The 14426-nt window shown below is 62.1% G+C and carries 13 protein-coding genes and 1 pseudogene; 3 read left to right on the forward strand and 11 right to left on the reverse strand.

The window, feature by feature from the left end; genetic code table 11:
- The first annotated feature begins 10 nt into the window (after nucleotides 1-10).
- The gene (locus tag ACL9RI_RS00180; RefSeq protein WP_422724606.1) at nucleotides 11-760 is read left to right on the forward strand and encodes a TorF family putative porin; all 750 of its coding nucleotides are present in this window, start codon (nucleotides 11-13) and stop codon (nucleotides 758-760) included.
- Here ACL9RI_RS00180 and ACL9RI_RS00185 read toward each other — a convergent pair.
- From ACL9RI_RS00185 to ACL9RI_RS00195, 3 genes are read right to left on the reverse strand one after another with little or no spacing between them, the layout of a single operon-like run.
- On the reverse strand, nucleotides 744-1313 hold the full coding sequence (locus tag ACL9RI_RS00185; RefSeq protein ID WP_422724607.1) for a cobyrinic acid ac-diamide synthase: 570 nt from the start codon (nucleotides 1311-1313) through the stop codon (nucleotides 744-746). The two genes, ACL9RI_RS00180 and ACL9RI_RS00185, sit on opposite strands and share 17 nt — an antisense overlap.
- Before the next feature lie 10 nt (nucleotides 1314-1323).
- Nucleotides 1324-2373, reverse strand: coding sequence for a 4-hydroxy-tetrahydrodipicolinate synthase (gene dapA, locus ACL9RI_RS00190; RefSeq protein WP_422724608.1), 1050 nt, complete (start codon nucleotides 2371-2373; stop codon nucleotides 1324-1326).
- Nucleotides 2370-2597 carry a hypothetical protein gene (locus ACL9RI_RS00195; protein WP_422724609.1) on the reverse strand — a complete coding sequence of 76 codons (228 nt, stop codon included), beginning with the start codon at nucleotides 2595-2597 and terminating at the stop codon, nucleotides 2370-2372. Before ACL9RI_RS00195 ends, dapA begins: the two co-directional genes overlap by 4 nt.
- A 342-nt stretch (nucleotides 2598-2939) precedes the next feature.
- Here ACL9RI_RS00195 and ACL9RI_RS00200 point away from each other — a divergent pair, with 342 nt between their 5' ends.
- Together ACL9RI_RS00200 and ACL9RI_RS00205 are read left to right on the forward strand one after the other, a co-directional pair.
- Complete coding sequence (locus ACL9RI_RS00200; RefSeq protein WP_422724610.1) at nucleotides 2940-3935, forward strand: gamma-glutamyl-gamma-aminobutyrate hydrolase family protein; 996 nt, start codon at nucleotides 2940-2942, stop codon at nucleotides 3933-3935.
- Complete coding sequence (locus tag ACL9RI_RS00205; RefSeq protein WP_422724611.1) at nucleotides 3932-5008, forward strand: alginate lyase family protein; 1077 nt, start codon at nucleotides 3932-3934, stop codon at nucleotides 5006-5008. The genes ACL9RI_RS00200 and ACL9RI_RS00205 overlap by 4 nt, the downstream gene beginning before the upstream one ends.
- Nucleotide 5009: 1 nt before the next feature.
- On the opposite strand, the gene ACL9RI_RS00210 is transcribed toward ACL9RI_RS00205, so the two are convergent.
- The 8 genes and pseudogenes from ACL9RI_RS00210 to ACL9RI_RS00245 form a co-directional block, all read right to left on the reverse strand.
- A complete protein-coding gene (locus ACL9RI_RS00210) occupies nucleotides 5010-7481 on the reverse strand; it encodes a TonB-dependent siderophore receptor (RefSeq protein ID WP_422724612.1) in 2472 nt (823 codons plus the stop codon).
- A gap of 92 nt (nucleotides 7482-7573) precedes the next feature.
- Complete coding sequence (locus tag ACL9RI_RS00215; RefSeq protein ID WP_422725150.1) at nucleotides 7574-8353, reverse strand: FecR family protein; 780 nt, start codon at nucleotides 8351-8353, stop codon at nucleotides 7574-7576.
- A 60-nt stretch (nucleotides 8354-8413) separates the two neighbouring features.
- Nucleotides 8414-8905 (reverse strand): annotated as a pseudogene (locus tag ACL9RI_RS00220) (sigma-70 family RNA polymerase sigma factor); the annotation flags it as partial.
- A 272-nt stretch (nucleotides 8906-9177) separates the two neighbouring features.
- On the reverse strand, nucleotides 9178-10308 hold the full coding sequence (locus ACL9RI_RS00225) for a YbdK family carboxylate-amine ligase (protein ID WP_422724613.1): 1131 nt from the start codon (nucleotides 10306-10308) through the stop codon (nucleotides 9178-9180).
- Entirely contained in the window at nucleotides 10309-11496 is a 1188-nt protein-coding gene (locus ACL9RI_RS00230; RefSeq protein WP_422724614.1) for a cation:proton antiporter, read from the reverse strand.
- Nucleotides 11497-11754: 258 nt separating this feature from the next.
- Nucleotides 11755-12924, reverse strand: a complete 1170-nt coding sequence (locus ACL9RI_RS00235) for a vWA domain-containing protein (RefSeq protein WP_422724615.1) — start codon at nucleotides 12922-12924, stop codon at nucleotides 11755-11757.
- On the reverse strand, nucleotides 12918-13544 hold the full coding sequence (locus ACL9RI_RS00240) for a GNAT family N-acetyltransferase (RefSeq protein ID WP_422724616.1): 627 nt from the start codon (nucleotides 13542-13544) through the stop codon (nucleotides 12918-12920). Before ACL9RI_RS00240 ends, ACL9RI_RS00235 begins: the two co-directional genes overlap by 7 nt.
- A 9-nt stretch (nucleotides 13545-13553) precedes the next feature.
- On the reverse strand, nucleotides 13554-14423 hold the full coding sequence (locus ACL9RI_RS00245; protein ID WP_422724617.1) for an AAA family ATPase: 870 nt from the start codon (nucleotides 14421-14423) through the stop codon (nucleotides 13554-13556).
- Nucleotides 14424-14426 lie beyond the last annotated feature (3 nt).

Raw genomic sequence — 14426 nt, forward strand, 5'->3', positions numbered from 1 at the left:
AGAGAATCGCATGAATAAAATACTGATTGCACTTGCCGTCGCCACTACCTTTGCGGGCACCACGGTCCACGCCGACGAGGTCAAGCCCGACAATGAACTGAGCTTCAATCTCGCCGGCGTCTCGGACTACCGTTATCGCGGCATTTCGCAAACGCGGCTGAACCCGGCCCTGCAGGGCGGCGCCGACTATGTCAACAACCCGACCGGCCTGTACGCGAGCGCCTGGGCCTCGAGCATCAGCTGGACCAGGGACAGCGGCGGCAGCGGCGGTGTGGAGCTCGACCTGTCTGCCGGCAAGCGTGGACAATTGGGTGGGGATATCGGCTATGACGTGGGTGTGCTGGTGTATGTGTATGCCGACAATGGCTTGCGCGATGTTATCGGCCTGGCCGATGCCAATACCCAGGAAATCTATGGCCAGCTGTCTTACGGTCCTGCCTACATCAAGTATTCGCAGGCGGTCTCCAACCTGTTCGGCATCGCCAACAGCAAAAACAGCAGCTATGTGGACGTGGGCGCGAATATCGGCCTGGCAGAAGGCTGGACGGCCAATCTGCACGCCGGTTACCAGAACGTGAAAAACAGTGACGCGTCGAGCTACGCGGACTGGAAGGTGGGCCTGACGCGCGATTTCGGTGTCGTCACGGGCGCACTGGCCGTAATCGGCACGAACGCAGATAAACAGGCTTACGCTTCGCCCGCGAATGGCAAATTCCTGGGCAAGACGGCGCTGCAGCTGACGGTTAGCAAGACGTTTTAATTGACACGATACCGTAGCCAGTTGCTTTGGAACTGGCTGCGGTGTGATCAGGCTGGCAAGGAGGGGGCTGTTCAAACACGGCGGCGTACAACTGCCCGGCATCGACCACGCTGGCCGCTTCGATCTGCGCCGCCAGGGCATGCACCGCCTCTGACATGGTCGCCGTGACCAGCAGCACGCGCAGGCCGGGATTGATGCTGCGTGCATGGGCGATGCGGCGCACCAGGTTTGCTTCGTCGGCCAGGCCGTCGACGGACACCACCAGCACGCGGGCGGCGATCATGGCCGAGCGGCTGCCGAGCGAGTCGCGCGCTTCGCTGTCGATCACGATGTCGTGGTAGCAGTTGACCAGGTGTTCGAGTTCGGGCTGCAAGCCCTTGGCGCTGATGGGGCGCGCCGTCAGGTGGGCCAATGCAGGCTCGCCCGCGGCCTGGGCCTGGTCGAGGGCGCCGTGGCGCGGGTCGGCGTCGAGCAGCAGCACCTTGCGTCCCGCTTGCGCGCGCAGGGCAGCCAGCGAACTGGCCAGCCTTGCCGCCAGGATGGATTTCTCCATCCGTCCCTGTTCAGCTGTGATAGCGATGATCATCGTGGCGTACGGCAGGAATGATGTTGGAGGTCGACACCAGCTGCAGCAAACAGCCTTCGCGCGGTGTTTCCTGTGCTTCCCTGCCGCAGGCGCTCCAGCGCGGCAGTTCCATCAGTTGTTCCAGTACCTCGGCCAGGCTGGCCTGGCCGGCAGAGGACATCGGTGTCATCGGCAGGCGCAATTCGTCGCGCACCTTGCCTTGCAGGGCCAGCGCCGCCTTGACAGGCGCCGGGTTCGGTTCGGAAAACAGCAGGCGGATCACTGGCAGCAGGGCCTTGAACAGGACGCTGGCGGCGCCATGGCGGCCGCTTTTGACGAGGTCGTACAGTTGCGCATACAGGTCGGGACGTATTTGGGCGGCGGCCGACATGGCGCCGTGGCCGCCCATGGTCAGGCTGGCCAGCAGCAGCGCGTCGTCGCCGCACAGCACGTCCAGCCGGGTTTCCAGCAGCAGTTCGCCCAGTTGCTGCAGCTTGCCGCCGGCTTCCTTGATGGCGACGAAATGCGAGTCGCGCGCCAGCTGGGCGACGGTGTGCGGCGTCATGTTGACGCCGGTGCGCGCCGGCACGTTGTACAGCACGATAGACTGGTCGGTGGCATCGGCGATGCTCTGGAAGTGGCGCACGATGCCTTCCTGCGAAGGGCGCACATAAGCGGGTGTGGAAATGAGCAGGCCGGCCAGCGGGTGGTCGTTATAGCGCTGCACGGTGGCCGTGACGGCGCGCGTATCGCTGCCGCCCACGCCCATCACGACCGGGAAGTGGGGGCCGACGGCTTCGAGCACGGCGTCGAGCAGCATGGTCTGCTCAGTTGCATCGAGCATGGCTGCTTCACCGGTGGTGCCGCAGACAACCAGGCCCGAGATGCCGCTGCCGGCCAGTTCATCGGCCAGCTGCTGGGCCGCGTCGAGATCGACTTCGCCATCGCGGAACGGCGTTACCATCGGTACCCATATGCCTTGGAAATGGGTGGTGATGCGCGAGGAGGACATGGTTTTTTCAGGGGGATGCTGCAGATAGGTGCTCATGTGCTTTTCCTTTCGCTGATGCGGCCAAATTCCGCCGCCGGCAGCAAGCGCATCACGGCGTCCATCGTCAGGCGCAGCGCCGGCTCCGTCACGCACAGCCATACTTTCATGCGCTCGGCGTGTTCAATCGCCTCGACGCGCATGAACGACAGCATGCTGCCGCAAGTCTTGACAACCAGCTGGCGCAGTTCGGCCAGGCAGGCTTTGTCGACCGTGATATGCATGAGAAAAGTGGGCAGGCGGGACTGATGATGGCGTGCATGGGAATGATGACTGACTTGGTGCTGGCGCGCTGGCAGACGTGAAAGGGGTTCCATGGTGGCTTTGCAGCAGTGGTTGAGATGTAGTCAAGGTTAGCAGCGGCGCCGTAAAGATACTGTAAAAAGCGCGTGCATCGGCGTAAACACGGCATATGCGATAGCGCGCGTAAGGCTGGCGTTGTTGCATTTATACGCCGCATATCGGCTCTTTATGGGGCACTTATGCGCTTTTGTTACAAAATTGAATCGTGTACCAGGGGCGGGCGGTTTATATTGAAACCGTCTCCGCTTACAACAAGCCATGCCATGTCAGACGAAAAAAAACCTCCCGACCCAGCCGATCCGAATCCACCGCCCCGCCCCGAAACCGTGGGCAAGGCACCTGCTGGCGACGACCGTGAACACCGCGCGCGCGATGCGGTTCCCCGCTATTTGAAGGAAAACGATACGCCGTTTGCACTGGCCTGGCGCGTGATCACTTCACGCTACCGCGCCATGCGCGACAAGGCCAGCCGCGATTTCATGCGGCGTACCCTGCGTATCGGCATTTCGGCGCGGATTTTCCATCCGGAGCCGGGCGCCACCGGCTTGCGCAGCAAGAATCTGCAGTATCTGGAAGAGTCGATCGCGCAGTGGGTGATGTCGCGCGACGTGCTGGTGTTCATGATCCCCACCGTCAATACCGGTGGCTTGCTACATCCAAGTAACATCACCTTGCGCCACTATGCGCGCCACCTCGATGGCCTGGTGCTGCAGGGCGGCGCCGACGTCTCGCCGCAAACGTATTCGGAGACGGCCACCCGCCCCGAGTGGAGCGGCGACCGCGCGCGCGATGTGTACGAACTGGAACTGCTGCATGAATTCGTCGACGCGGGCAAACCCGTGCTGGGCATTTGCCGCGGCTGCCAGCTGATCAACGTGGGCTTCGGTGGCACCCTGTATCAGGATATCGCTTCCGATGTGGAAGGCGCCAGTTCGCACGTCAACGATCTGTATGACCGCCACCGCCACACCATCGTCTTCCCGAAAGGCTCCTCCTTGGCAGGCCTGTTTCCGAAGACGGGCGAAGCGCTGGTCAATTCCATCCACCACCAGTCCGTCAAGGACCTGGGGCGCGATATCACGATCGAAGCGGTATCGCAGGGCGACAATATCGTCGAAGCGATCCGCTACCAGCGCGCGCGTTTTGTGATGGGCTTGCAGTGGCATCCCGAGTTTCATTCTGCCGGTGGCGTCGAACTGCTCGATTGCACCCCCATCCTCGATAATTTTTTGCGCGCGGCGCGGGAGACACGGTTTTGAGCCAGCACACAATGCACCCTCAACGGCGCCTGCTGCTGGCGGGCTTGCTGGCGCTGCCTTTCGCCGGCGTCCGTGCGGCGCCCCAGGCAGCCGGCGCGCAGCGGTTTGCGCTCACATCGCCACAGCGCGCGGCCACTTTGCGCGAACGTACGGCACAGCAGGCCCAGGCCGAATTGACCAGGGCGGCGCAAAAAACGCTGGACCGGCCGCTGCACCTGATGTCCTTGGTGCGCACCAGCGGCTTGCTCGATGGCGAAGGCACGCGTGCGCAAAGCCAGCAGGCGCAGGAAGACTGGCGCCAGGCACGCCTGCAGGCGCTGGCCTGGCGCTTGTCGGGCAAGCAGGAGCATCTGGACGGTGCGCGGCGCTATGTGCTGGGCTGGACGGCCAATTTTCAGCCCTCCTACAATCCCATCGATGAAACAGACTTGAGCAGCCTGCTGTTTGCGTATGATTTGATCGCCGATGCGCTCGACGATGCTCAGCGCGAGCAGGTGCGCCGCTTTGGCCGCACCTTGGCCACCGGTTATCTGGCTGAAAAAGTCCTCAACGGCGGACCGGGCACGGCGCGCAACAACTGGCACAGCCACCGCATCAAGCTCGGTACGGCGGGAGCGTATGTCAGCGGCGAGCCAGCGCTGATCGCAGCGGCGCAGCAGCGCTTTGCCGAGCACCTGCCGCATAACATCCACGATGATGGCTTGCCGATGGACTTTGAACAGCGTGATGCGCTGCACTATGTGGTCTACACGCTGGAGCCGTTATTGATGGCAGCCCTGATGGCGCAGGTCCACGGTGAAGACTGGTATGGCGCGAATAAACGCCTGGGTGCGGCGCTGGCCTGGCTGGAACCGTATGCCAAGGGCAGCAAGACGCACGAGGAGTTTGTCCACAGCTCCGTCTCATTCGACCGCAAGCGCGCCGCAACCGGCGTGCCGGGTTTTTCGGGGCAATGGCAGCGCGATGGCGCCGCCACCGTGTATCAACTCGCTTCGCGCTTCGATATGCGTTATGCCCCGCTGGCCGGCGAATTGCATCCGCCAGCCTGGGCGCAGGCGCTGTTCGCTGCCTGACTCAGAACTTGCTGCGCAAAGTGAACATGACGTTGCGCGGCTCGCCGTAAAAGCCTGTTTCGAACAAGCCCAGTCCTGTCAGGTACTGCTTGTTCAACAGATTATTCACGTTGAGGCTGGCCGTGACGGTCTTGCTGATGTCATAGCGCAGCATCAGGTTGGCCAGGGCGTAACTGCCCTGGGCGATGCGGACATAGTCGTCGGCGGCCGGGTTCCACAGCTTGCCGTAGTAGCGGCTTTGCCAGTTGATGCCGCCGCCCACGGTGAGCTTGTCCAGGCCCGCCGGCAGGCGCCAGCTGCCTTGCACGCGCACCAGGTGGACTGGCTGGGTGGTTTGCAGCATGGTGGAAAACACCTCCTTGCCGTCGGCGTCGCGCACATGCGAGTAGGTGTAGCCGGCGCTCAGTTTCACGTCCTTCGCCACTTCGCCCGTCACTTCCATTTCCAGGCCACGGCTGGTGACGCCGTCCATGGCTTTGTAGGCTTCCTCGCCATTGACGTTGCCCACATAGCTGGCCACATTGCTTTGGCGGATCTGGAATACGGACGCGCTGGCATTGACCTTGCCAGCCAGGTATTGCGCCTTTACACCCGCCTCGATGCCCTTGCCGCGTACGGGCGAGAGGAAGTTGCGATTGATATCGCGGTTGCTTTGCGGCGCGAAGATGCTGGTGTAGCTGCCGAAGACCGAATAGGTCTGGTCGAGGTCATACACGGCGCCGGCATAAGGCGTGACGACCTTGTTTTCCTCGATGTGCGACTGGATGTCTGCGGTGCTGCTGTCGAAGAAGGTACGGTCCTGGTCCTGCTTGTAATTGCTGATGCGCGCACCGAGGATCAGCGAGAGCGCATCGACCGGATGCAGGCGCACGGCGCCATACAAGCCGCTCTGGCGCGTGCTGTCATTGTCATTGCCCAGGCGCGTGAAGGCCGGTTCCGCGTACTGGCCGCGCCAGTCGAAATAACTGCCTTCCAAGGCTGGATAAACCGATTCGTAGACGGGGCCGTGCTGTTTCGCCGTCGATGAAGAATAGCCGAACATGGCTTCATGCTGGCGGCCGAAGGCGGTGAATGGGCCGCTGGCGTCGACGCTGACCGTGCTCTGGCGGCGGTCGCCCATGTATTTGCCCATGAAGAAATAGGTATTTTCGCCGGTGACGGGGTCGGGATTGCCGCCGCTGGCCGAACCGAGCACGCTGTCATGTTTGCTGCGCAGCTGATTGGCGTTGAATTTGAGCTTCCAATCGTTGGCAAAGCTGTGTTCCAGCGATGTGAACAGGGTCGTGTTCTGCATGTCGCGGCGGCTCCAGTCGGTAGCCGGATTCCACGAGGTGGGGAATTTCGTACGGGTGCCATCGGAAAACAGCACGGGGAAGCCGGTCCAGGTGGAGCCGCGCGGCTTGTAGTCCTGGTGCGTGAAACCGGCCGTCAGCAGGGTAACAGGTGTCAGGTCCGCTTCGACGATGCCGTAGGCAACCGACTTTTGCTGTGTGTAGCGGTCCAGGTAGGAATGCTTGTCCTGGTAGGCGCCCACCACGCGGCCGCGCACCGAGCCGCTGGTGTTGAGGGGACCGGCAAGGTCGATCTCGCCCCGGTAGTTGTCCCAGGAGCCGGCGCCCACGCTGGCCGAACCGGTAAACGCGGCGGTGGGGCGCTTGCGCACCATGTTGACGGTGGCCGACGGATCGCCCGAACCGCTCATCAGGCCGGTCGCGCCTTTCAGCACTTCGATGCGGTCGTAGATGGCCATGTCGCTATTGGTCGTGCCCCAGTCATACACGCCGTCATAGATGGCCGAGACGCCGTCGTACTGGAAATTGGTGACGGCGAAACCGCGCGCCCAGAAGCTCCAGCGGTCGCTGTCATAGTTTTGCACATTGACGCCATTGACGTTTTTCATCACCTCGGAGACAGCATTGCTGTTCTGGTCATCCATTTGCTGGCGCGTGACGATGGTCAGCGCCTGCGGCGTTTCGCGCTGGCTCAGCGCCAGGCCGGTGGCGCCGCTGGCGGGGCCGCCCGTATAACTGCCCGTGCCGCCGGTGACGGCACTGCGTTCGGCTGCCGCCACCACGGTGACGCCGCTCATGACGGCCATGCCGCGGCTGTCTGGCGTGGTTGCGCCGCCAGCGGGGATTTTTTGCAGCAGGTAGCCGCCATTCGGCTGTGGCACGGCTTGCAGGCCGCTACCGGCCAGCAGCGTACGGAAGCCATCCTGCAAGCTGTAGCTGCCTTGCAGGCCGGTGCTGTGCAAGCCTTGCGTGGCTTCGCTGGAAAAGGACAGCAGGATGGCGCTGTCGCTGCCGAAGCGCGTCAGCACATCACCCAGGGAGCCTGCGGGGATGCTGTAGACGCGTACTTGCTGGGCCTGGGCAGATTCGGCCGGCAAAACCAGGACCAGGCCGATGCCGATATGGGACAGGGCGCAGGCGAGTACGCTGCGTTTCAATAAGCGGAGAGGAAGGTGATACATGAAAAAACCTTTCGTGGATGCGTGAGATGGGGATTGCCTATCCTCCAAGTCACGCGAACACGGTCCAACAGCTCATTTTGCAGAAAATATTTTTAGCGCTGCGCCAGTTCGATCCTGACGACCTGGCGGCCCCAGAAGCGGGTGACGGTGTTGCGCCGCAGTTGCAGGCTGGCGCACAGGGTATCGAGGATGGCGCCCACGTCGGCCAGCGGATAGGAGCCGGAGATGCGCAGCTTGGCCAGACTCGGCGCGCAGCCCAGAGGATGCGCGCTATAGCGTGACAGCTCGGCCAGGAAATCGGCCAGGCGCATGTCGCGCACCACCAGCATGCCATTGAGCCAGGCGCCGCCATAGGCAGGCAGTGCCTGGCGGTGGAGAGCGATGCGGTCGTAGCGTGCGCCTTCGCCCGGATGCAGTACCAGGCGCTGGCCACCTTCGTCATCGAGCACGGCGACGGCGCCCTGCAGCACGCCGGCGCTGGCGTAGCTATCGTGCAGGCGCACGGTGAAACGCGTGCCCAGCGCCTGCAGGCTGCCATAGGGCGTAGTGACGAAGAAGGCTCTGTGCCTCGCATCCTTGCCCGTGGCGATGAAGATTTCACCGGCCAGCAGCGCGATGCGCCGTTGTTGGCCGCTGTATTCGATATTGACGGCGCTATTCGTATTGAGCGTGAGCTCGGTGCCGTCGGCCAGCATCACCACGCGGCGCTGGTTGATGCCCGTGCGGTAGTCGGCCGTCCAGCTGCGCCACGGTGTCTGGCGCTCCAGCGCGTATAGCGAGGCGCCGGAAAACAGCAGCAGGCATAGCGATTTGACGGCCTGGCGGCGCTTCGGCTGCTGGCGGGCGCAGGCGCGCAGCAAGCCAGTGCGCATCGCCAGCGGCAGGTGTCCATGCTGTGTTTGCAGTTGCTGCCATGTTTGCGTGGCGCAGGCTGCGCGCTGCAGATGACGCTTGACGGTGGCCAGCGAAATAGCCAGCTGGCGTGCGATGTCTTCCTGCGGCAGCTCGTCCAGCTGGCGCAGCAGGAAGGCGCGCCTGACGGGCAGGGGCAGGCCGTCCAGCATATGATCAAGCTCGAACAAAGTAGAGAGCAGCAATGCCCGCTCTTCGGGCGAGGGCGCATGCTGTGCCGGCAGTTGCGCCAGCAGGTCCAGGTAAGCCAGTTCGAGTTTCTGGCGCCGGTAGTGATTGCACAGCACGCGCTGGGCGACGGTGGCCAGAAACGCCCGTGGTTCGCGCGCGGCGACAGCTTCTTGACGGTCCAGCAGGCGCACGAAGGTATCTTGCGCCAGGTCGGCCGCGCAGGCAGTGCTACCCATTTTCTTGCGCAGCCATCCCTGCAGCCAGCCATGATGGTCGGCATACAGTGTCGCGATTTCCTGGCGTCGTAGCGGCTCTGCCAGCGGCATCGCGTTCCTTTGCATGGCCTGCCCTTCCGGGCTGGCTGGTGTTAAACAATAATAAGAATCATTCTCAATATTGTAACAAGCACCATGCTCGCTGTAAACGCTGGCAAAGATAGGGTGTGGTTTTTAGATTTCAGCTGTAGCGGTAAAAGTCACGACGCCAGGCAAAATCGTCGTGAGCGGAAGGTAGAGGTGGTCGAGAAGCGCAACCGTACGAAGTACGGGGCCGCCGAGGCGGTGAGCATCGCAGGCCGCCTGTACCGACGCGCGGCAGGTTTTGTCTGGCGTCCTCAGTAATTCATCGGTTCGCCACGGAAGCAGCGGATGGCTGAATCGACCATGCCCTCGGCGCTGCCTTGCAGGCTGTGCTGCTTGCGCAGGTATTGTGCATCGCTCCACTGCTTGACCACGTCCGACAAATGCTTCAGTGCCGGCATGCTGCCCAGCGCTTCGCAATGCGGCTCCATCTTGCGCAAGGTGGTCATGATGTCTTCGCGCAGCGACATGGTTTCATAGGTTTTCGGATGCGTGATGGCGCCGTCCAGGCCGAAGCGGCAGGCCTGGAAGCGGTTGTAGTTGTACACCAGGTAATCGTCTTCCACCGGCGGCGTCTCCTTGCGTTCGAGCAGGTAGCGGCATAGCGCCTGCAGGTAGGCGGCCAGCGCGGCGGCCCGTTCCACCGTCAGCGGCGTGTCGCACACGCGCAGCTCGATGGTGCCGAATTCCGGCTTGGGCCGGATATCCCAGTAAAAATCCTTCATGCTCTTGATGATGCCGGTGTTTTCCATCTTCGAGAAATACTCGTTGGAGAACTGGTCCCAGCTCAGGGTGAACGGCGCGCGTCCGCTCATCGGGAAGGCGAACACGGAATTGAGGCGCGCCGAATCGAACAGGGTGTCGCGCCCCTGCACATATGGCGAGGATGCCGACAGGGCGATGAAGTGGGGGATGTAGCGGTTCAGCGAATGCAGCAAAAACATGGCGTCATCGCCCGAGGCGCAGCCGATGTGCACGTGCTGGCCGAAGATGGTGAACTGCTTGGCCAGGTAGCCATACAGTTCAGAAATCTCCTGGAAGCGCGGCTTGGAAAAGATCTTTTGCGACGACCATTGCTGGAACGGGTGGGTGCCGCCGCCGGAAATGCCGATATTGAGCTTGTCGCCGGCCGTCACCAGGGTGTCGCGGATTTCCTGCAACTGCGCCAGCAGCGGCGCATGGTGGGTATGCACGCTCGAATTAATCTCGATCATGCTTTCGGTGATTTCCGGCGTGACGTTGCCAGGGAAGGGCTTCTTGTTCAGCAGGTGCAGCAGGTCGGGGCTGGCAGCCGTCAAATCGTAATCCGACAGGTTCACCAGTTGCAGTTCGAGTTCGACGCCGAATGTCAGCGCGGCCGATTGGCCAAAGGGTTCCAGCGGCATTTAGCGCTCCTTGATTTCGTGGGTTTCTTTTGCCAGCATCAGCACGCGCTGCACCAGTACGGGGCCGAGCAGTTCCAGCATCAGGGTGACGGCCGCCAGGGCGTTCAATTCATCGCCGAAGTTGACGCCTTGCTGGCGCGCGTGTTCCAGCAGCAGGATGATGAACACGGAAATCGGCGTCAGCGCCGTACCCGTCAGCATGCCCTTGCGCCAGGAAATACCGCTGACATGCGAGAACGCGGCCACGCCGATGACCTTGGTCAGCAGGCGTCCGCCGATGATGGCCAGGGCCAGCGTCGCGCCGGCCGTCACGCTGCTCCACTCCAGGGTGGAGGCGGCATACACGAACAGCAGCACGGTCAGCAATTCGCCGAGCGGGCCGAAATTGCGCTGCGCCTGGCTGAAGGCGACCCTGCGGTGGCGCGCTACCAGGCCGAAGGTGAGGGTGGCCAGCAGCGGCGACAGGCTGGTGGTGTAGGTCAGCGCGACGAGCAGCATCACCGACAGCGCAAAAGCGACGGTGGCGTCCTGCGCCATATTGCCCAGGCGGCGCAGCATGGCTGGCACGATGATGCCGAATACGGTGCCGGCGGCCACCGACGCGGCCAGTACGGCGGCGCTGCTGCTGGTCGCCTCGATCAGGTCCGTCGAACTCTGGAACATCCAGAAACCGACGATGATATTGAAGGTGAACACGGCCAGCACGCAGTTCAGGGCCGTCAGGTGGACGATGCGTTCCGTGACCTGGCCCGAGCTGCGTTCCTCGTTAATCACGCGCATGATGGTGGCGGGTGAAGTCGACATGGACAGGGAGGCCAGCAGCAGCGCCGTCATCGAGGTGACGCCAAATTCGATGCCGATGAAGTACACCACGATAAAGGTGAAAAGGGATTCGACCACGCCCGTGACGGCGATCCAGGGATTGTTTTTCAGCCAGCGCAGGTTGATGCGGTAACCGACTTCGAACAGGATCAGGCCGAAGGCCACGTCGGCCAGCACCAGCATGGGGCCGGCGTCCGTTTGCGGCAGCACGCCGACCTGGCTCTGCGCCAGGATGAAGCCGATCACGCCATAAAAGCTGATGCGCGGCAGGCCAGTCCAGCGGTGGCCGAATTCACCGACGACCCAGGCCAGGGTAATGGCGAACGGCCAGGACAGATCGGTGGCGATCGAGAGAATACTTTGCATGCTCACTCCTTTGATTTGGCGCTGGCACCGGCCGGCAGCGTCCAGGCTGGCGCGGCAACATCGTGGTGCAGCGATAGTGCATTTTTTGCGCAGGCCGCGATGCGCAGATTCTACCGGAGCAGAAGCCGCGCACGGCGTACGCAATCGAACCATGCCGATGGCGCGCTACCCGTAGCGGAGAAGATCCGCACAGTTAATCAGTACCGCAGTGTACGGCATGGCGGCGGCATGCCGCCATGGATTCTTTGTTGCGTCCTTTTATTTACTGAGCAGGCGCATGCCCTGTTCCAGGCCATTGACCGAGAGCGGGAACATGCGGTTGTTCATCAGTTGCCGCATGATGCCTATCGATTGGCGGTACTGCCACAAGCCTTCCTGCTCGGGATTGAGCCAGATGAATTTCGGAAAGGCTGTCGTGAAACGCGCTAGCCAGACCGTGCCCGCTTCCTCGTTGTTGTACTCGACCGAGCCGCCCGGCTGCACGATTTCATAGGGACTCATGGTGGCGTCGCCGACAAAAATCAGCTTGGTGTCGGGCGGGTATTTGCGCAGTACGTCCCAGGTGGAAAAACGCTCGCTGTTGCGGCGCCGGTTGTTCTTCCACAGGGTGTCGTAGACGCAGTTATGGAAGTAAAAAAATTCCATGTTCTTGAATTCCGTCTTCGCCGCCGAAAACAGTTCTTCGGTGCGCTCGATATGATCATCCATGCTGCCGCCCACGTCGAACAGCATCAGCACCTTGATGCGGTTCTTGCGTTCGGGCCGCATCCTGAGGTCGAGATAACCGGCGTTATTGGCCGTGGCGGCGATGGTGGCGTCCAGCGCCAGTTCGTCTTCCGCTCCCTCGCGCGCGAACTTGCGCAGGCGGCGCAGCGCCACTTTCAGGTTGCGCGTGCCCAGTTCGCGTTCACCGTCGTAATCCTGGTAGCTGCGCGCTTCCCACACTTTGACTGCCGTGCGGTTGCCGCCCTTGCCGCCGATGCGGATGCCTTCAGGATTCGTGCCGCCATTGCCGAACGGTGAAGTGCCGCCGGTGCCGATCCACTTGCTGCCGCCTTCGTGGCGTTCCTTTTGTTCCTTCAGCAGTTCATTGAGGCGGTCCATCAATTTATCGTAGCCGAATTTTTCCAGCTGCGCCTTTTGCTCATCGCTCAGTTCGCGCTGCATGCGCTTGAGCAGCCAGTCCAGCGGTATCGCCGCATTCGATTCAAACGCTGCGTTGACCCCTTTGAAATACTGGGCGAAGGCGCGGTCGAACTTGTCGAAATGGGCTTCATCCTTGACCAGGGTCAGGCGCGATAAATAATAAAAATCATCCATCGAAGCGCCGATGACGTTCTTTTGCAGCGCTTCGAGCAAGGTCAGGAATTCCTTGATCGAGACGGGTATCTTCGCATCCTTGAGGGTGAAGAAGAAATCGATCAGCATGGCGTTTCCTGTACTGCGCGGGGCAGCGTGACGATGGGCCGCTGCGCCAGCTTGTAGCGCAGGTGGGCGGCGATTTCCGGCCATTCGCCGCGCGCGATGCTGTACATGACCGTGTCGCGCACGGTGCCGTCGCGGCGCAGCGCATGGTGGCGCAGCACGCCATCTTTTTTCGCCCCCAGGCGCTCGATGGCCGCTTGCGAGGCATGGTTGAAATTGTCGGTGCGCAGCCCCACCAGCGCGCAGCCCAGGGTCTCGAAGGCGTGCGTCAGCAACAGCAGCTTGGCGGTGGTGTTGACGTGGCTGCGCTGGCAGCGCTTGGCATACCAGGTGTAGCCGATTTCCAGGCGCTCGATGGCGGGCAGCACATCGTGGTAGCTGGTAGTGCCGATCACTTCGCCGCTGGCGATGTCGATGACGGCGAAGGCGAAGCGCGTGGGGCGCATTTCGATGCCCTTGAAGATGTACTGGTCGATCTGGTCCGGTTCGGGCACGGAAGTGACGCGCAGTTTCCACAGTTCGCCATCCATGGCGGCCGCGCGCAGGCCGGCCGCGTGGTGGGGCGCCAGCGGTTCGAGGCGGATGCCGTTCAATTCCAGCGTGACGGGCGTGATCTCGTTCATCGGCAACCCTTAGCGGTTGGTGCGCGACATGAACATCAGGCGTTCGAACAGGTGCACGTCCTGTTCATTTTTCAGCAGGGCGCCATGCAGGGGCGGCACGATGGTTTTATTGTCGCTGCTGCGCAGCGCTTCGGCCGGGATATCCTCGGCCAGCAGCAGCTTGAGCCAGTCGAGAAACTCCGAGGTCGACGGCTTTTTCTTCAGGCCCGGCACGTCGCGCACGGCATAAAAGGTTTGCAGCGCCTGCGCCAGCAATTCCTGTTTCAGGTGCGGATAGTGGACGGCGACGATTTGCTCCATCGTGTCCTTGTCGGGGAATTTGATGTAGTGGAAGAAGCAGCGGCGCAAGAAGGCGTCCGGCAATTCCTTTTCATTGTTCGAGGTGATGATCACCAGCGGGCGGTGGCGCGCCGTGACCATTTCGCGCGTTTCATAGACATAGAATTCCATGCGGTCCAGCTCGCGCAGCAAATCGTTCGGGAATTCGATATCGGCCTTGTCGATTTCATCGATCAGCAGCACCACCGGTTCGGGCGCCGTAAAGGCTTGCCACAGCACGCCCTTGACGATGTAGTTCTGGATGTCGCGCACGCGCTCGTCGCCCAGCTGCGAATCGCGCAGGCGCGAGACGGCGTCGTATTCGTACAGGCCTTGCTGGGCCTTGGTGGTCGACTTGATATGCCATTGCATCAGCGGCATGTTCAGCGCGGCCGCCACTTCCTCGGCCAGCATGGTCTTGCCAGTGCCCGGCTCACCCTTGATCAGCAAGGGGCGCTGCAGGGTCAGCGCCGCATTCACGGCCAGTTTCAGGTCGGCCGTGGCGACATACTGTTCGGAGCCTTCGAAGCGCTGGCCTGGCTGGGTGTGCGGTGCTTGCATGAG

It is taken from the genome of Janthinobacterium sp. Mn2066, from assembly GCF_049319705.1.
GTDB lineage: Bacteria > Pseudomonadota > Gammaproteobacteria > Burkholderiales > Burkholderiaceae_D > Janthinobacterium.